At 51.2% G+C, this 17,637-nt stretch carries 14 protein-coding genes and 1 tRNA gene; 5 read left to right on the top strand and 10 right to left on the bottom strand.

The features are described from left to right. Positions 1-71 precede the first annotated feature (71 nt). From JUF10_RS07380 to yycF, 5 genes are all read right to left on the bottom strand, one after another. Positions 72-899: an MBL fold metallo-hydrolase gene (locus tag JUF10_RS07380; RefSeq protein ID WP_125688313.1), complete on the bottom strand. Its 828-nt coding sequence runs from the start codon at positions 897-899 to the stop codon at positions 72-74. Positions 900-1,278: 379 nt separating this feature from the next. After that, entirely contained in the window at positions 1,279-2,136 is an 858-nt protein-coding gene (locus tag JUF10_RS07375; RefSeq protein ID WP_203641571.1) for a two-component system regulatory protein YycI, read from the bottom strand. A 25-nt stretch (positions 2,137-2,161) separates the two neighbouring features. Next, positions 2,162-3,463 (bottom strand): YycH family regulatory protein, encoded by a 1,302-nt coding sequence (locus JUF10_RS07370; protein WP_203641570.1) that lies wholly within the window; start codon positions 3,461-3,463, stop codon positions 2,162-2,164. Beyond that, positions 3,450-5,306, bottom strand: coding sequence for a cell wall metabolism sensor histidine kinase WalK (walK, locus tag JUF10_RS07365; protein WP_203641569.1), 1,857 nt, complete (start codon positions 5,304-5,306; stop codon positions 3,450-3,452). Before walK ends, JUF10_RS07370 begins: the two co-directional genes overlap by 14 nt. Before the next feature lie 44 nt (positions 5,307-5,350). Next, positions 5,351-6,067, bottom strand: coding sequence for a response regulator YycF (gene yycF / locus JUF10_RS07360; protein WP_048733642.1), 717 nt, complete (start codon positions 6,065-6,067; stop codon positions 5,351-5,353). A gap of 753 nt (positions 6,068-6,820) precedes the next feature. Between yycF and JUF10_RS07355 the strand changes: the two genes are divergently transcribed. From JUF10_RS07355 to JUF10_RS07340, 4 genes are all read left to right on the top strand, one after another. Further along, positions 6,821-7,873, top strand: a complete 1,053-nt coding sequence (locus JUF10_RS07355) for an IS30 family transposase (protein WP_203641568.1) — start codon at positions 6,821-6,823, stop codon at positions 7,871-7,873. Positions 7,874-8,262: 389 nt separating this feature from the next. Beyond that, a tRNA-Lys gene (locus JUF10_RS07350) sits at positions 8,263-8,335 on the top strand. 228 nt (positions 8,336-8,563) lie between these two features. Next, on the top strand, positions 8,564-9,241 hold the full coding sequence (locus JUF10_RS07345) for a DUF6198 family protein (RefSeq protein ID WP_236008184.1): 678 nt from the start codon (positions 8,564-8,566) through the stop codon (positions 9,239-9,241). A 164-nt stretch (positions 9,242-9,405) separates the two neighbouring features. Beyond that, on the top strand, positions 9,406-10,401 hold the full coding sequence (locus JUF10_RS07340; RefSeq protein ID WP_236008183.1) for a matrixin family metalloprotease: 996 nt from the start codon (positions 9,406-9,408) through the stop codon (positions 10,399-10,401). A gap of 426 nt (positions 10,402-10,827) precedes the next feature. Here JUF10_RS07340 and JUF10_RS07335 read toward each other — a convergent pair whose 3' ends face one another. From JUF10_RS07335 to JUF10_RS07320, 4 genes are all read right to left on the bottom strand, one after another. Next, a complete protein-coding gene (locus JUF10_RS07335) occupies positions 10,828-11,064 on the bottom strand; it encodes a hypothetical protein (RefSeq protein ID WP_203641567.1) in 237 nt (78 codons plus the stop codon). 636 nt (positions 11,065-11,700) lie between these two features. Continuing rightward, the gene (locus tag JUF10_RS07330) at positions 11,701-13,311 is read right to left on the bottom strand and encodes a peptide ABC transporter substrate-binding protein (RefSeq protein ID WP_203641566.1); all 1,611 of its coding nucleotides are present in this window, start codon (positions 13,309-13,311) and stop codon (positions 11,701-11,703) included. A gap of 460 nt (positions 13,312-13,771) precedes the next feature. Then, a complete protein-coding gene (locus JUF10_RS07325) occupies positions 13,772-14,050 on the bottom strand; it encodes a hypothetical protein (protein WP_203641565.1) in 279 nt (92 codons plus the stop codon). Positions 14,051-14,123: 73 nt separating this feature from the next. Then, the gene (locus JUF10_RS07320) at positions 14,124-15,299 is read right to left on the bottom strand and encodes an MFS transporter (RefSeq protein ID WP_203641564.1); all 1,176 of its coding nucleotides are present in this window, start codon (positions 15,297-15,299) and stop codon (positions 14,124-14,126) included. Between the two features lie 533 nt (positions 15,300-15,832). Here JUF10_RS07320 and JUF10_RS07315 point away from each other — a divergent pair. After that, on the top strand, positions 15,833-16,543 hold the full coding sequence (locus tag JUF10_RS07315; protein ID WP_203641563.1) for an IclR family transcriptional regulator: 711 nt from the start codon (positions 15,833-15,835) through the stop codon (positions 16,541-16,543). 303 nt (positions 16,544-16,846) lie between these two features. On the opposite strand, the gene JUF10_RS07310 is transcribed toward JUF10_RS07315, so the two are convergent. Beyond that, positions 16,847-17,599, bottom strand: a complete 753-nt coding sequence (locus JUF10_RS07310; protein WP_203641562.1) for an SDR family NAD(P)-dependent oxidoreductase — start codon at positions 17,597-17,599, stop codon at positions 16,847-16,849. Positions 17,600-17,637: the final 38 nt, after the last annotated feature.

The raw sequence follows: 17,637 nt of genomic DNA, 5'->3' as shown, positions 1-17,637 counted from the left end.
GTGAAGTTTTTTTGATGAATCGGTGCTGAAGTCCTAAAATTTAGTGAATCTTACAAAACGCGGTCGCCTATTTACAGCGCAACCAGCGGCGTGGCTTCTTCCGGATTCGTGTCGATCAGCTGGAAATCGTGGCCAACGCCGAAATCCCGGTTTTCCATCATCGAGGCCACCGTCAAGTGACACAGCGACTGCATGTTATTGTGCAGGCTCCGGTGTCCCAGATAGATTTTCTTCGTCCGGTTACCCAGCACGTCCATCAACGCATCGGCACCCTCTTCGTTTGACAAATGACCCTTGTCGCCCAAGATTCGCTGCTTCAATGGCCATGAGTATTCGCCCATCCGCAGCATTTCCACGTCATGGTTGCATTCCAGCAAGTAGGCGTCGGCATCGGCGATCACACCCTCGACGTGTTCGGAAACGTAGCCGGTATCGGTCAAAATGACGAAGGTCTTCCCGTGGTAATGGATTGCGTAGAATTGGGGTTCCGCCGCATCATGTGACACGGAGAAACTTTCCACGTCGATGTCGCCAAACGTCTGGACCGTGTCCGGCGCAAACAGATGCTTTTGGGCCAAGTCGACCTTGCCAATTTTCGAACTCATTGCATCCCAGGTGCCCTGGTTGGCGTACACGTTCAGTTGTTCATAGCGCCGCGCCAAAATTCCCACGGCCTGGCGGTGATCCGAATGCTCATGCGTCACCAATAACGCGTTGACGTCCTGCATATTGCGGTCGATGTCGCCCATTAATTTCTCAATCTTCTTGCCGCTCAACCCCGCATCGATCATGATCCGTTCGTTGGGGCTCTCCACGTAGCACACGTTGCCCGTACTGCCACTGGACAACACGCTGATGCGTAAATCATCTGCTACTGCTGTATTCGTCCGCAAATCCAATTCGACCTCTCCTTAGCTCTTATTCCCGCGGTAGTGATTGGCAAATTGCAACACCCACCAAACCACTTACCCGAGAACACGTAAATTTCAATACCGTAATCATACCGCATCTTGCCGGCTTTGTAACTAAATATCAGTCCAAAGGAAAAGGAGAGTGGGACAAAAGGCGGTTAGTCAATGAGCATTAACGTCGATAGACGAATAATCCTGGTCTTGGATTGTTTGTCTATCGGGGTTAAGCGGAGTTGACTGCTTTTTGTCGCACGTTTCGACCATATACGTTCGGAGCGCAAAACGGGCCAGAGACTTTTGCCCCAGGCCCAAAGAAAAAGGGCCGGTCCGTCATGAACCGTCCCCCATCTCCCATTTCAAATTTAACTTATTCACTCATGCTGGTCGCACCACTGACCGACTTCACGCTACTGTTCGTATCGAGAATGGCCCCGGTGAACGCGTTGACCCGCTTGATCTGCAGGACGCCCGCGTTGTTGCCGCTGTTGGCTTTGACCGCGATGACCCAGGTCGGAATGTACACGCTGCTATTCTTCAGATCGAAGTAGCGGGTGTACGCCAGCTGGGTCCAGATGACCTTGGTGTTATTGGCGATCTGGTTATATTGGTACAGCCAGATCAGCGCCTTGCGTTCGGAAATGGTATCCGTCTTTTCCCGCAAGGTCGCCACGTTGGCCAGGTAACCCTGCGTGTAGCCGGTCACCGTGCCATCGTTGGTCATGCTGAAGCGAATCTCACCGAACCGCGAGTAGATCTGACCATCCGTCACGTGTTGCGTATAGACGATCGTATTGCGACTCGACAGCTGCGCGTTGTACAGGTAATGCGTCCCGTACAGGATCAGCGCGCCGTTATTGACCACCGTGTCCAGCGTCTTGTCCGGATGCTTGATGTCCACGTTGGTCACTGGCGTCTTGAACGTCGACGTGATCAGGCCATCCGTTTCGTACCGAACGGTTTGGTCGCTTAACTCAGTCAATTCGCTCTTAATGCCATCGTTGTTGGTCGTAGAAATGTAGTAGCCCTCGCCGCTCTTCTTGGACGGACTGCTAAATGAAATCTCGTCGGCGTGCATTTCCTTAACGATCGTGGTGTCACTATCCGCGGATTTACTTGAGGTCGTATCGGTCTGACCCGTCGTATCGCGCTGGAAGGCGACAAACAAGAAAATATCAATGACGATGAACGCCACTAGAAATAACCATTCAATGCGTCGAAAATCCATGCTGGGCCGCCCTCCTTTACCGGAATTACTGCTGTTGCTTCAGCAGTTGCGTGTAGGTCTTCCAGCTCCCGTTGTAGTAAACGTACCAGGTTGGCGTCAAGTTGACCACCTTATCGGATGACGTCGATGTCACCCACTGATACCCTAACTGCACGGTCGAAATGTGCCGTTTGTTGTAGCCCGCCGCAATCAATTGAGTCATCACATGCTGCGTGCTTGGCAGTGAAACGGCCTTTCTATCGGTTGGCACAGGGACCTGCAGACTGTACAACGAGAAGTTATACCGCCGGACACCCTGCGACAACATTTGAATCCGGGCCGCGCCGTAATTACTTTGATTAAAAATGGGGAACCCTTCAACGAAGCTCCGGTACGTGACCGTCGACTTCGCATCGTTGTAGCCGTAGTAGCGCAAGTTTTCCATCGGAATCCCAATGGACTTGACCGCGCTATAGCTGGCCGTCAGCGCCTGACTGAACGTAAACGTCGACTGCAAGGCACTATAGTCCTCGAACAACGCCGTCCCGCGCTTGTTGTAGACCGTCAATTGCCGCGATGCCCCATCACTATAGATGGTATTGTCCTTATTCTTCTTGGCCGAAACGTTGGTCGACTCCCCTTTATTCAGGAGGCGCGTCGTAAAGTAGTCCGTGGACTGCTGGTTGACCAAGTAGCTGTAAGACGGCACCGTCACACTATCGGTCACGTAAGGCACGGCTTCTTTGTTCAGCCACTGCATCTTCACGTTGATCCGAAATAGGTTCTCCTTTAGAATCTTGCGGAGTTCCTTGACGTTGCGGTCGCGCACCGTGACCTGATAGACCTCCTGATTCTTGTCGTTCAACAGGTACAGGTGCTTACTGTCATTCAAGGGGATCATGATCCGCGAAATCTCGGCGTTGTTACGATTTAAACTGCTGCCAAAAACCTTATTAAACATTTTAACGTTGATCGGTGCCGCGTACGACATCAAAATACTACTCTTCATATTCAGGTAGTGCATGTAATCCGTCTGCGAATCGACCCGAATCTTTTGTACCCGACCCAAGTCCCATTTAGCCAAGGACTCGCGAATCTCCGTGGTCAAATTAACTTTGCGGTTATTCAACAGTTCTTGATTCCCTAAGTCGTTGCTATACAAGACCTGCGTCGGCAAATACACGTCCTTTTGCGGCCGCGTGTTCAGCTCCGTTGTCGGTGTATTCGAACTCCGCTGACGGTTACGTTCATACTGCGCTGGGTTCGTCCAAATCATGGCGGACAGCGTCACACTCACGACGACGGCAAGGGTCAATCCCAGTGGTAAGAATACTTTAGTTATCTTCATCCCAGAGATCCTCCTCATCGTACGGCTTGTAAGGCAAGGAAATGTAGAACGTTGACCCGCGACCTTCGCGGCTGTCGACCCAAATTCGGCCGCCCAACATCTGAACAACTTCCTTTGAGATGGCTAACCCAAGTCCAGTCCCGCCTTGGGCCCGTGAACGCGCCTTGTCGACCCGATAGAATCGGTCGAAGATCCGCGGAATATCTGCCCGTGGAATCCCCAGTCCTTGATCAGAGACGCTAAGAATAACGTTGTTGTGCGTCTCCAGCAAGCGCGCCGTCACGACCCCACCATCTGGTGAGTACTTGATGGCGTTATTCATTAAGTTGTCCAACACCTGCGTGAACCGGTCGGTGTCGATCTCAACCCACAAGTCGCGCTTAGTGAAGTCACGTTTGATGGTATAGGTCTTCTCTGGCCGGTCGTCTTGCTTCAGCATCATGTCAAAGCGGTCGAGGACATAGTTAAAGAGCTCGTTTAAGTTGACCATTTCGAGATCGACCTTTTGCGTCCCGGAATCCATCCGTGACAAGGTCAACAGGTCATTGATCATTCGAATCATTCGGTCGGTTTCCTCTTGGGTAACCTTCAAGAATTGCGGCGCCACCTCGGGATCCTTCCAGGCCCCTTCGGACAGCGATTCGATGTAAGCCCGGACACTGGTCAACGGCGTCCGCAGTTCATGCGAGACGTTAGACACGAATTCCTTGCGGTCCTGATCGATCTTTTGTTGTTCGGTGACATCATGCAAGACACAGACCAGCCCGGAAATGAAGCCGGACTCCCGCTGAATCAGTGAGAAATAGGCCTGCAAGATGAGGTCGTGTTCCTTGGTCGAAAAATCCAAGACTAAATCGTCCGGGTCTTCCAGCAGTTCGCGCAACGTGTAGTCATCGCGAATCGCCAAGAGATCCAGAATGGATTTACCAACCGCATCGTCCGTATCGGTATCCAGGAAGCTTGTGGCCGTTTCGTTGATGATGGTCACGTTTCCCCGGCGATCGGTGGCGATAACCCCGTCGGTCATGTGGGCCATGACGGAATCCAGCCGCCGCCGTTCGGACTCAGTCGACTCTTGGGCCTCTTCGACCCGCACGGACAGGTTATTGACGGCACTCGCCAGTTGTCCCAGCTCATCGTTGCCGTAGACGTGGACGTGTCCGGAATAGTCCCCCCGCGCAATGCGTAGCGTTTGTTTCTTCATTTCATCAATTGGTCGCGTAATTGCCCGGGAAATAATGATGGCCATGACCAGTCCCAAAATAATCGCCACAAACGTTGCTGAGAAGTAGATCAGCGTGATTTGATTGATATTTTGATAGACCGAATCCAGACTCGACCGCATGTAAATAACCCCGACCAATTCGCTGTTATTTCCCTGAGTACGAATCAGCCGCGTAATCGTGGTGTAGTAACGGCTATTATTCTGCGAATTATAAGTCGTCCGAACCACGTCGCGGTTATTATAAATGGCGTTTTTAATGTTGTTATCGGTTGTTTTTTGCCCAACGATCCCCTGATTATCGACTTCATTGGTTCCCCGAATGGTCCCCTTGTTGTCGATGACCCGAATCTGAGCGTTATTGGTATTGTTGATTTCAGACAATGTCGACTTGATCTGCTTATCGGCCTTGGTCGTACTGGTCGTCGACAACTCGTCAGAAAAACGGTTGACGATGTACGTTTGCACGACCTGTTGGGCTTTAAAGGTGTTTAAATTTTGCCGCTCCAACTGCCGCACGAACACGGCACCGACGATCTCCAGCGTCAATAGTAGGAGTAGCGCGAAGACCAGCGCGATTTTAAAGTGAATCGACTGGAAAAATTTTATTTTACTATTCACGAAGTCACATACTCCTCAATGCGAGATTTAGCGTTACCGCTAGCTTAAGCCTGGTCGGAATCCGGGTTCCGTAAGTAGTAACCGACACCCCGCCGCGTCACTAACCACGTTGGGTGACTCGGCGCATCTTCAATCTTTTCTCTGAGCCGCCGAACGGTCACATCCACGGTCCGCACGTCACCAAAGTAGTCGTAGCCCCACACCGTCTGTAACAGGTGTTCACGGGTCATGACTTGGCCAATATGTTGGGCCAGGTAGTGCAGTAGCTCAAACTCCCGGTGGGTCAACTCAATGTTGGCCCCGCGTTTGGACACAGAATAGGCTTCTGGATGAATCGTCAGATCACCGATCTCAATGTCTTGGTTCTCAGGTTCTTCGGGTTGGGCGTGCGCTGCGGTATTTTGCCGCCGTAAGTTGGCCTTGACCCGCGCAACCAGTTCCCGGTTAGAGAATGGCTTGGTCACGTAGTCGTCGGCACCCAATTCGAGGCCGAGGACCTTGTCCAATTCAGAATCCTTAGCGGTCACCATGATGATGGGCATGTCATGCTTCTTACGGATCTCACGGGCAACTTCCAGTCCGTCAACTTTTGGCAACATCAAATCAAGGATCACTAGGTCGGGGTTCCCCTCTTCGACCTGTTGAATGGCGGCTTCTCCGTCGTAGGCCACGTCAACTTCATAGCCCTCTTTTTCAAGGTTAAACTTCATGATATCAGTAATCGGCTTTTCATCATCAACAACGAGAATTTTCTTAGGCATAGTAAAAATTTCCTCCTTAAAGGGAAATACAGATGGGTCCGATAATTGCAGGATTACCGGCAGGCCGGCCGTTGGGTGTCATACTACCACCGTCAATGGGGCCACTACGATTAATGTACGGTTATGTTTCTTCGTTTAAAGTCAAGGAATAATGGGTCAGTCTTTGTTGCTGACCCGGTGGTTTTTAAAGGTCGCGTTGCCCGACCTGATAACTTTCCAGTGCCGGGAAAAGAACGCTACCTGAATTATAACACATCATGAGGCGCGTTTCAGTCCCGTTCTACTAGGGATTTAAGCTTCCCTTAACGAACTATTTCCCGGGAAATAAGATGCGGTTCTTAATATTTGCAATGTGGATGACTCATTTGGGCTGGTAACGCGTGAAAACTTAGTCAGATTTTCTCCGGGGGGGGTAGGTGCGTATTCAGAATGAGTTTGCAATCACCCCTGTTTTTTTCTCGACTTTCGGCAGCAAGCGAACTGCGGTAACTATTGAGCAGTTGGTGTCGGCTTTTAATTTGTTGCTTGAATAGTTGATTTGATTAATTTTGAATTAGTTGTTCGTTTAGCTAGAATTAAGAAATAATTTCTGCGTTCAGCGGTGGTTAACTCCATAACCGGGGAATAATTCACCGAATTTCAGCGAAATTTTGCGCGGCGAATTTTATAATCAAGTTAGCCACTTAGAATTTAGGACAAAATAAATACACCAAGACGTAAATCTCAGGTATCATTGGAGTTCTCACACAAACAATGAAAGAGGGATTCGTCTTGATGCAAGAACAGCTTACCATGAATCGTCCCAAGGGTCACCACCTAACTTTGAAAGAGCGCGGAAACATTGAGGTCTACTTCAATCACGACGGGTATTCTCGCCGTAAGATTGCTGAACTGATTGGTGTCAGTGCACAGACTATAAACAACGAGATCAAGCGAGGCTTAGTGACCAATAAACAGCTGGTTAACGGTAAGGAAAAGTTCTACGAGATCTACGTGGCGGACTTGGCTGAACAGCGGTATCACGAGAAGCGTAAGGCCTGTCATCGTCCTTGTAAGTTCCATCAGGTTCTAGCCTTCTTAGCGTTCTTTGTTGAGCACTTTAAAACTGATGGCTGGGAACCAGATGCTGCTGTGGGTCGAGCCAAAGCGTTGGGACTCTTTCGTTCTGACGAGATGGTCTGCACCAAAACGCTGTATAAGTACATCGACGAACAACTCTTAGAGGTCTGTAACTTGGATCTCGCTGAGAAGATGAGTCGCCGACTTCCCAAGCACGCCGTTCATAAAAACAGCCGTCTGCTGGGATTAAGCATTGAAGAACGGCCCGCTGAAGTGGCGACACGTGAAGAGTTTGGCCACTTTGAGGTTGATACCATTGTTGGTAAGCGTGACGGCCAAGAGAACGTCATTATGACCCTGATTGAGCGTCAAACCCGCTTTCAGATTATCCGACTGATTGATGGCCGTGACGCCGATTCCGTGGCCTACATCATGAAAGCAATCATCGCTGAATACGGAGATATCATCAAGTCAATGACTGCGGACAACGGCCCAAAGTTTGCGACCCTTTCTCAAGTGATGTCATCAGTCGCACCGGTCTACTTTACGCATCCGTATACCTCCAGTGAACGTGGTACTAATGAAGTCCACAACCGCATGGTTCGCCGCGACTTTCCTAAGGGCGAGTCGCTTGATGCCGTTAGTCCAGCTGATGTCGCTAAGACCGCTGACAAGCTGAACAACATGCCTCGTCGCCAACTCGACTACCGGTCACCTGCCGAGTGCTTCGCTGCCGCCTGCGGCTAAGCTCAGCCCAATGATCACACCCAGCTCCAAGCCCTGAGATTCCCTTGGTATTAGTATTTGGTCCTAGTGACTAACTTGTTCTTGCAATTTGCGCGAAATTTTGCGCGTTAGAAAATAATTTTAACTTTTTTGGCCGGCTAAAGTCCCTACTGTCCGTTAGCTAAGACCCCGAAAAACAGAAAGACGAGATTTTTTTAAATTTTTTTCATCACCAAAAATATAGCGGCAATTTCCCGGTATTCCGCGGGTTTCCCGCCGCTACGTTTGATAAAATACTCAATATTTTTGAATAAAAATCAACTTTTTTCTAAAAAGGGGTTGCGCACCCCCCATCTGCATGATATGATAGTTCTCGTTGATATGGAAGACATACGACAACTTAATCACATGGGCAGTTAGCTCAGCTGGCAGAGCAACGGACTCTTAATCCGTGGGTCCAGGGTTCGATCCCCTGACTGCCCATCACTTACTAATCAGCTTTCACGAAGTTAACTTCGTGGTTGCTGATTTTTTTGTATAGTAAATTAATAAATATCCGCTGCGTCTATGTTTATTCATTACGTGTGTTCATCAAGGGACTACCTTGACGAATACGTTTCCGAGGCTGCCATATCATCCTAACCATCATCGACACCCCCAATCCTAATGAAACAATAGCGCAACCGGAAAATTCCGTAGGGGTGATTGGTTTTGCAACAGCAACAAACGAAGAATCGCATGTCTTATCGGGTTGTGGCCCTCTTGATTGGCCTGGTGTTAAACGCTTTTGGCAATGCACTGAGCGTTTCAACCAATGCTGGTAGTGGGATTTGGACCGCCGCGGCCGTCAACATTGCTTATTGGATTCATGGTAATGTCGGGGTTATTCTCCTGATTATTGGCGTGTGCAGCGCCTTACTGAACCAGATTCTAATTCGGCAGATTGACCTTCCCCGTTTCATTGGTGAGGTCGCCTTTATTTCCTGTTTTAGTTATTTTATTGACCTGTTTGTCGATCTCTTCGCTAAATTGGGAATTCCCGACCTGCCGCTCGGTTGGCGAATGCTGATCAGTATCATTGGCGTCACCATCTTTGCCAGCTCAATCTCCATTTACCAGCGAGCAAATCTGGTTATGCATCCTAACGATGATACGTCTAACATTCTCCGATTCATGTACCTCGGTGGCCGCGCCACGGCGTCACAATACGTTGATTTCATCCCCGCAATCATCATGATTGCCATCTGTGTCATCAACACCCACCAAATGTACTCAGTCAACGTGGGAACGCTCTACTCGATTTTCTTTAACGGCGTCATCATCGCGGCCGCCGACAAGCACATCATGCCCGGACTACACCACAACTTCCGGGTCTCCCATCAAAATTAACCTTTTGCCGTCATGCCAATTTTAGGTGTGACGGTATTTTTTTAACTTATTTGTTAACTCAGCGAACAAACTACTGGACAGGCCTACCCTTTGAGGCCTACTTTTAAAATAATACGTTAGCTTAACCATTTATTTGGCAATTATATTAAAAGGAGTTTCATTTTATGAGGAAAACAGTTATCTGGCTTATCATCGGCTTAGCTCTCGGTGGTAGCATCCCCGCCAGCGCCGCCACTAAGTCGACCACCCCCGCGACCAAATATCGCTATGCCACTAATCGGGCACCCTACTATATGAAGTCCACCAGCACCTACTACCGCAGCGTCTGGACCAGCGCCCGTCAAGCCTGGACCAAATCGAAGGCCTTTACCTGGACGCAAAAGAAGAGCGCCGCCACCAAGTCCTACACCACGACCGTCAGCAAGACCAGCGGTATCTGGGCCAGTGCGACCGGCATTGCTTACGTCGGCAAGTCCTTTGACCAGAACGGCGCGCAGACCGGGGCCGGCATGTACCTCAACCGCGCCATTTTAAATAAATATAAGTACACCAAAAAGCAGCGTATCAACGTCGCTACCCATGAAATGGGGCATGCGCTGGGGCTCAACCATAACGCGGTTGGTTCTGTTAGCGTGATGAACCCGACCAACCGCCGCCACACCATCGCCGCGTGCGACACCCGTGGGGTCAAGGCTGTCTACAAGACGCCACTGACGGCCAAATTAACCACCTTGACGGCCGCCGCGAAGCCCGAGATGGTCGTGGACCACAATACCGACTACAACGGTCAGAGTGGTCTTACCGCTCTCAAGAAGGCTGCCCCCGTCATCGTCGAAGGGGAAGTCGTCAAGAGCGTCAGCCATCATAAGGCCCCGAAGAACTATTACACGACCCAAACACTGACCGTCGACCACGCCTTTAAGGGAAAGATCGGTAAGACCATCACCTTCACCCAAGCCGGCACCACCAGTATGGCCGTGGCCGACAGTGAAATTTTACATAAGGGTGAGGAAGTTCTGGTCATGCTAGCCAAGGATCCGGCCGGCCACTACTATGCCATCAACGACGGGCAAGGCCTATTCATTGAAACGGACCACGCTGCTCACCTCTTTGAGCACGTCTCTGATCACGCCATGTATAAGGAAAGCGCCCTGCATTAAGTCGTTGTACTGGCAACGGTAGCGAAATTTCGCCTTACCGGTCGGGAGATATGGGCTGGATCGGTTCGGACACAACTTGAAGCCTCGAAAGACCCGAGTCTTAAAGGTTGGTCTTCTACTAAGCTGGCAAGAAACGCCAACTAAGTAGAACGACGCGCCTGAGCCCATATCTCCCGACCTCCCGGCTTACGTAACAGGTTTATGGCAATTATTGGCTATACCTAATTATGTTGGTTATAAGCTCGCCTCAAAGGTTAGGTCCCATTTAGGCTACGACATTTATTAACCTTCAAGCCACCATAAAACCCGATTCAACTCAACTCACAACAAAACGCACGGCAGAACCTCCGATGGTTTCTGCCGTGCGTTTTTTATTTGCGACCAGTGCACTCATTGTGAGTCCGTCATCCACCGTCGCTTATGTACTTACCGTGACCGATAATCATGAATCACTTCTACCAAATCAACCAGCACGAACGCCACGATAAAACCGCCTACTGATTGTACAAATAATACCCCGTAGTCCCGCCAAAACAGCTGCCCCTGGACGAAGAAATCCACAGCGGCCTTGACCAGGAATACTGGTACCAACAAACAGATAAAGACCTCTAACAGGTCAACCGTCTGATGAACCTTCTCCAAAAACACCTCATGTAAATGCATGACACCATCCTCCTCGATAGTCTCACCGTGTGTTCTGACGCTACTCGTTACTGGCCAATTTTCCCGTGACCAAGCAACAATTCAGGGGGTTCCCCAACCCTCTATGTTTTAGGGTAACATAACTTTACCCTTAATTACCATGATTATAGACCATATTTCTGAAATAGTTTTGCCCAGCCAAGTTGGTTCACACGCACAACTGGCCAGATAGCTGACCTAGCAAAAAAGCCGCTACGACCTGATTGTCGCGACGACTTTTTCTAGAGGGGTTAGTTTCATTTTACTTGGTGAGTGGCGTCTCTCAGGGCGGACGCTCACTGAAGGGGTAAACTTTGTGAAAATGTTAGGTGGAATCTTTGGTATAGGCCTATTGGGACTGGGATATCTTGGAAATGAGGTGAGCTGTTAGATTGGTTTGGGTAAACTAGTCTTGGTTCAGGCTGATGCTTTGAAGTGATACTATCTTAGACCGTTAAGCCTGGAAGCCGCATGTTATATCCCGAGTCTGGCGGCTTCCGAAACGTGCTCCGCGGGGCAGGTCCCTGCGCTTAGTAACAATAACTCTTTTGTCCGGCACAGCCGAACAGAAGAGTTATTCCCACTAATGCTCAGGACCTAGGCGCCCCGCTCCGCACTCTATTTCCAATAAGCATACTTATACTGCGCATCACTCATCATGGTATATTTCAATCCACCAACGGACTTAGACACTAAGTGGGCCTTGGCTTGTTGATACAGTGGGACTAATCCGGCTTGCTTCGTCACGTAGGTGTCTGCTTCCTTCATGAGGGCCCACCGTTGTGCCGTGGTGTGGCTGGCTGTGTCGCTGACCTCGTTCATCAGGTCCGTGAAGTGGGCGTTGTTCCACTTGGTGAAGTTGACCGAGCTCGTGCCGTCTGCCATTTGTAAGAAGTCTGCTGGGTCCCGGAAGTCCGTGGTCCAGCCGTCCAAATCGATGTCGAAGTTTTCGGCGGCACCCTTGGCGATCTGTTGGGCTAATGGCATCGACTTAATGGTCAACGTCAGGCCTGGCATGTATTTCTGGGCCTGTTGCTGGAGGTATTGGGCCGTGTGCTTCTGTTCGTCGGTATCGGCCGTCAGGAGTTCCAGACTGGCCTTCTTGATGCCGAGTTCCTTCTTGGCTTCGTTCCACAACTTCGTGGCCTTGCTTGGATCGTAGCTGACCAAGTTGCCGACTTCCTTGGAGAAGTCTTCGCCGGTCTTAGGGTCATTGCCGTCGCCGGAAGGAATCAAACTCTTAGCGGCCGCGGAGCCATCCTGCAAGACGTTCTTCGTCAGCGCGTTTCTGTCGACCACGTAGGAGAAGGCTTGCCGTACCTTGGTGTTGTGCGTCACGGTCCGTTTGTCGTTAAATTCCAGGAACCGCATCGAGCTGTTCAGCGTCGTCGTCATTTCAGGATTGTTGGCGTTTTGCTTGATGTATTGACCAGACAGCGTGGTTTCTTGGACCTTACCGGACTTGAAGAGGTTGGATGACGTCCCCGGGTCCTTGACGACCTGCACGTTGATTTTCTTGATTTTGACGTTCTTGGCGTTCCAGTAGTGGTCGTTCTTCACGTAAGACCAGCTATCATTGGCGCCGCTCCAATCGACCAGCTTGTAAGCCCCTTCGGACATGGTCTTTTCGGAGGAGGTCCCGTACTTGTTGCCATACTTCTTAAAGAGGTCCGTCTTCATCGGATAAACGGCCGTGGCTAAGATATCTGGCAACCAAGGTTGCGGCTTCGACAGGGTGATCTGCAAGGTGCTCTTGTCCAAAGCCTTCACGCCAAATGTCGAGGGATCCTGCTTGCCAGCCTGAATGGCAGCGTAGTTTTTCACGTACTGTAACTTGTTAGCGACCTGTGACTTGGATTGCGGGTTGACCTGCCAGTCCATGCTGGTCACGAAGTCTTGCGCGGTCACGGGATCACCGTTTTGCCATTTCGCATTCTGCTTGATCTTAAAGGTATAAACGGTGCCATTCTTGGTTGGCTTGACGACCTTTTCGGCCACCCCGGCGACGACCTTGCCGCTCTTATTCAACGTATACAGCCCTTCTTCAGTCTGGCCGATCATGCTGGAACTGTTACTGTCCCCGGAAATGGCGGGGTCAGCGGTGGCGGGATTCCCAATCATCGTGACGTTCAAGGCTTTGTCCGCGCTGCTATGGGCTTCCGTGGTGCCACAACCTGCTAAGGCCGCAACCGCTAATAACCCAAATCCTAATCCCAATAATTTTTTCATTTTAATTACCCCTCATTCGTTTTGTCTGAATAAAAAAAAGCCAGCCGTCCTCGTTGACCCCCTCAGGTCAACAAGGGCGACTCGCTCGCGGTACCACCTTGTTTTATCTCTCGTGGAGTTGGCGCTGACCAACTCACCGTGCGGTAATGGGCACGACCCAGTGGCGGCTACTGCATTCACCGGCACGACTACAAGATGCGCTTCGCTTCCCCGTTCATGTTCGGCTCCCATCGTCCCGAACTCGCTTGGCTGTTGTGGTGAAGTTACTCTTCTTGATAACGTCTGTTTGATTGATATTTAATTTATCATCATTCACTTTTGATGTCAATAGTTTTATAAACATTCATTTTTATGTATATTTTGTGGAAAAATTGGCAAAAAAAGAGCTAACCCGCGTCGCCGTAGGTTAACTCAACTGTATATGCCGTGTTTAAACGTCCAAAAATCAACTAAAACTTTTTTATTTATTCACGCAACGTTGCTGCTGTTGCTGGGTGGCCGCCGTCGTCGTGGTCTGGCGACTAACTGTCTTGCCCGCTTGACTCGTCGTTTTCTGCGTCTTGATCTGAACGTGACCCTTCCCCGTTTGACTGGATAACTTGACCATCGTTTGACCAGACGTTGGCTGAACGACGGAATCCGTCACGGTCGACTGATTGCGCGGTGTCTGAGCGAACAAGAGTCCCCCAGCAACCAGGCCGATCAGCAGACCGCTGATTCCCCGTGCTCTCTTTTTCATTTTGCTTCTCCCCGATTTCCCTAAAATCCTAGTTGTTACTCTAAACCAATTATACACCCAAACGCAAGCAAAATTATTTGAAAGTTTCGACGTGCCGCCGGTTCGTGGAAATGACCAGCCCGTTCAGTCCTAAGATCAATAGGTTCGCGACCGCCGCAATGATGAAGAGCAACGTATAGGAAGAGTTATCGATGACGATCCCGCCAAAGAGCGGCCCAAACGCCCGCCCCATCGACGCCCACGCGTTGGCCATCCCCTGGTACTTCCCTTTGACCACGCTGGGCGTTAAACTGTTAACGATTGCGGGAATCGCGGGAAAGGCCGTGGCCTCGCCCATGGTTAAAATAATCATGGCGATGACGAAATGCAGGTAGTCCTTGGCGAAGATCAGCGTGACAAATGACAACGCCACGAAGAAGATGCCGGCGTACACCTGTAGGTAAAGATTGCTGAAGTAGTTGCCGAGCCAGTTTAACCCGGCCTGGAAAACAACGATCAGGCCCGCATTTAGCGTCCACAGCAGGCTGTATTCCTTCATTGGAATCCCCATCCCCGTCATGTAAACGGAGAGGTTGGAGACCCACTGCTCGTACATGATCCAGATGACCACCAGCGACACGAAGAAGGTCCCCATGATGCGGCGGTTGGGCAACGCGATGTGCACGGCCGTCTTCTCCTGCGTGCTGGCCTGGCGGTTCATCACGGCTGGGGCCTTGTAACAGACAACGACCACGATGAAGAAGAACACGAACAGGCTAAACGCGATGCCGAAGAGTAGCGTCACACTCGTCGCGTACACGAAACCGACCAGCGCCGTCCCCAAGACGACCCCTAAGTTTTGCGCAAAATAGAGCATGTTGAAGATGTACCGGCCATCGCGGCTGTGAATCGTGGTCCCCAGCGAGTTGACCATCGTCAGCGTCCACCCCGAGGCAAACCCGAGGAAGACTAGCGCGATGGGAAATGCCGGCCAGCTGTGGTTGACCATCAAGGCCGCCAAGGTGACCAGCGACACGCACACGCCGCCGATCGTCAGATAGTACGGGTTCAGTCGGTCAAATAACCGACCACCCAGGACGCTCCCCAACACATTTGCTAGGGAGTACAGGAGTAGGATCACCCCAACCGTCGTCAGCGACGCTCCCAACCGATTGTGGAGGTAAATCGTCGTTAACGGCCAAATAAAACTCATGCCGATACTGCTGAACAGGGCGCCCAGCAGTAGCCAGCGTAAACGGATCTCTTGCAACCCGACTCGCCTCCTTGTGATTATGTAACTAAACGTTGAAAGATAGCTTGTGTGAACTGGCCGCACTGCGGATTCCAGGGATTACGCCTGCTGTGGGGACGCTTCAGACTGGAAGAACACCAGTCTTCTCGCTCGCTTTTAAGCCGGGAAGGTCATCCGTCTTAAAAGTCGCCCATAGTGGTAGCTTCCAGCTACCACTATTACCACGGCTGGCTCCATTCCTGGCCTCCTCCGGCTCTGACTGGGCTCTTTCATGACAAGTGACAAATACCAGCGCACAAGTAGGTTTACGCTACCTGGTAAGCTGCATCTTACACCGTCCATAAAATCATCGACCGACAAAAAATATGTATGACAGTTATGTTTGATCGGTGTTACCTGTTTTTTGGTCCCTATATCATTGCCGAATCACATACAGCCAGTATTCACAAAAAAAGGTTCAACCCTTAGCCATCTAAGATTAAAATTCAATTAGACTTTATCAATTCTAGCACGGGACTTCCGGGAACACTAGCCCCACTTAGGAGGAACTTATGACCAAACTGATTCAATCCGTCCAACGGGCCACCGCCATCTGCCAGTATATCGCCGGTCACCCGGAGACGTCACTAAAAACGCTGCAGGCCGTCTTTCAGTTGCCTAAAACGACTTTATTCGGAATCCTGGCGACACTGACCGCCGATGAGTTGCTCTACAAGAATCCTCAAACGACGGCCTATTCCTTGGGGCATGCGGCGCTGGCATTGGCCGACCCGTTACCGACCGATCAACTGCTGATTCTGTTGCGGCCCGAACTGACACGCCTCGCCACCGACCTGAACATTGCCGTCCACGTGGCCGTTCGCCGCGGCAACGTCGCCCACTACCTCGCTAAAATTGAAGCGCCGCATCCCCAGCACGTGTCGGCGGCCCCGGGGGCGGATGACCCACTAGCCACCACGGCCGCTGGTAAACTCCTACTGAGTGCCACCCCAACGGCCTTTCAGGATAATTATTTAGCCACGGTCCCAACCACCGCGGCCCAACGGTTCCAAACCGAACTGCCAGAGATCATAGCCCGAAATGTAGCGTACGATCACGGGGAACAGGCCGACCACATCGGTTGTGTGGCCGTGGGGTTATGCGACCACCGGGGGGAGTTGCTGTCGAGCTTAAGCGTTGTGGCGCCGGGGGATGCAACAACCTTGGCGAACGGCGAGTCAGCGTTACTGACCTTGGTCGCCCAGTTGAAAACTCGCTTGTAACCAAAAAGGGCCGACCATTTTACTGGTAGACCCTCTTATCTATGTTTATATTTATAATCCACGACGGCAAGAATCACGGCGAAAAGGCCTAGAACCGCCCACACCCCAATTTTCACCCAACTGCCATTGGGAAAGTTCCCCAAAAAGCGCAATACGGCGAAGGCACAGAGGCCCCACACGAAAAACAGATAATTAATCGTCTTGTTCACGGCTCGTTCCGCTCCCTCCTGACACTGCCTAAATTATAGGCTTATAGGGTCAGGGGAACAACGACTCGCCCTCCGTTACCGCAACTCACCTGGTCTATTGGACCGGTTGGCCGGAATGTTGTTCCAGACCGCCCGAGACCGGCAAATTTTCCCCGTTGATGGGGTCGGACTCGTCACTTGCCAGAAAGTACATGACGCGGGCAATGTCATCTGGGTTGGCGATTCGTTTGAGCGGATTGGCCTGTTCAAATTGCGCGACGACCTCCGGCGGATTGGCCATAAACATCGGCGTCTTGGTCGCACTCGGATCAACGTTGTTCACGCGAATGTTGTATTTCCCATAGTCCAGCGCCATGGCCCGCACGAGGTTGACCACGGCCCCTTTCGCCGCGTTGTAAGCGGCCATGTTGTAGTCGCCGCGCAGCCCGGAAATGGACCCGGTGTTGACAATGGTCCCGTGGCCCTGGGCAATCATGCCGGGAACGAACGCGCGACTGGTCAGGTAGATGGCCTTCACATCGACCGCCATGATGCGGTCCCACGCGCTTTCCTCAACATCGTGGAGCTCACCGGGCACAAAGATACCGGCGTTGTTGATGACGCTATCGATGGTCCAGCCGTGGTCACTCATTGCCGTGGCTAAGGCCTGAACCGAAGCGGCCTGACTGACATCGGTCGCGTGAAAGAAGAGGTGCTGGTACCCGGCCTGAGTGAGGTCCGTGACCGTTTGCGTCCCCTTGGCGGCGTCCAAATCGGCCAAGACGACCTGCCAACCCCGGTGGCTAAAAAGCTTGACGGCGCTGAGGCCCATGCCGGACGTGGCGCCAGTAATAACAACTGTTTTCATCTGAAATACCTCCCGTTTAAGTCGGGGGTTCGGCCATG

The organism is Levilactobacillus andaensis (assembly GCF_016861695.1).
Lineage (GTDB): Bacteria > Bacillota > Bacilli > Lactobacillales > Lactobacillaceae > Levilactobacillus > Levilactobacillus andaensis.
This window is presented reverse-complemented; position numbering and strand designations above follow the sequence as displayed.

Coding starts and splice junctions, on each gene's coding strand:
- JUF10_RS07375 (WP_203641571.1), bottom strand. CDS start 2,136: ATGGATTTTCGACGCATTGAATGGTTATTTCTAGTGGCGTTCATCGTC.
- JUF10_RS07370 (WP_203641570.1), bottom strand. CDS start 3,463: ATGAAGATAACTAAAGTATTCTTACCACTGGGATTGACCCTTGCCGTC.
- yycF (WP_048733642.1), bottom strand. CDS start 6,067: ATGCCTAAGAAAATTCTCGTTGTTGATGATGAAAAGCCGATTACTGAT.
- JUF10_RS07355 (WP_203641568.1), top strand. CDS start 6,821: ATGAAAGAGGGATTCGTCTTGATGCAAGAACAGCTTACCATGAATCGT.
- JUF10_RS07340 (WP_236008183.1), top strand. CDS start 9,406: ATGAGGAAAACAGTTATCTGGCTTATCATCGGCTTAGCTCTCGGTGGT.
- JUF10_RS07335 (WP_203641567.1), bottom strand. CDS start 11,064: ATGCATTTACATGAGGTGTTTTTGGAGAAGGTTCATCAGACGGTTGAC.
- JUF10_RS07330 (WP_203641566.1), bottom strand. CDS start 13,311: ATGAAAAAATTATTGGGATTAGGATTTGGGTTATTAGCGGTTGCGGCC.
- JUF10_RS07325 (WP_203641565.1), bottom strand. CDS start 14,050: ATGAAAAAGAGAGCACGGGGAATCAGCGGTCTGCTGATCGGCCTGGTT.
- JUF10_RS07315 (WP_203641563.1), top strand. CDS start 15,833: ATGACCAAACTGATTCAATCCGTCCAACGGGCCACCGCCATCTGCCAG.
- JUF10_RS07310 (WP_203641562.1), bottom strand. CDS start 17,599: ATGAAAACAGTTGTTATTACTGGCGCCACGTCCGGCATGGGCCTCAGC.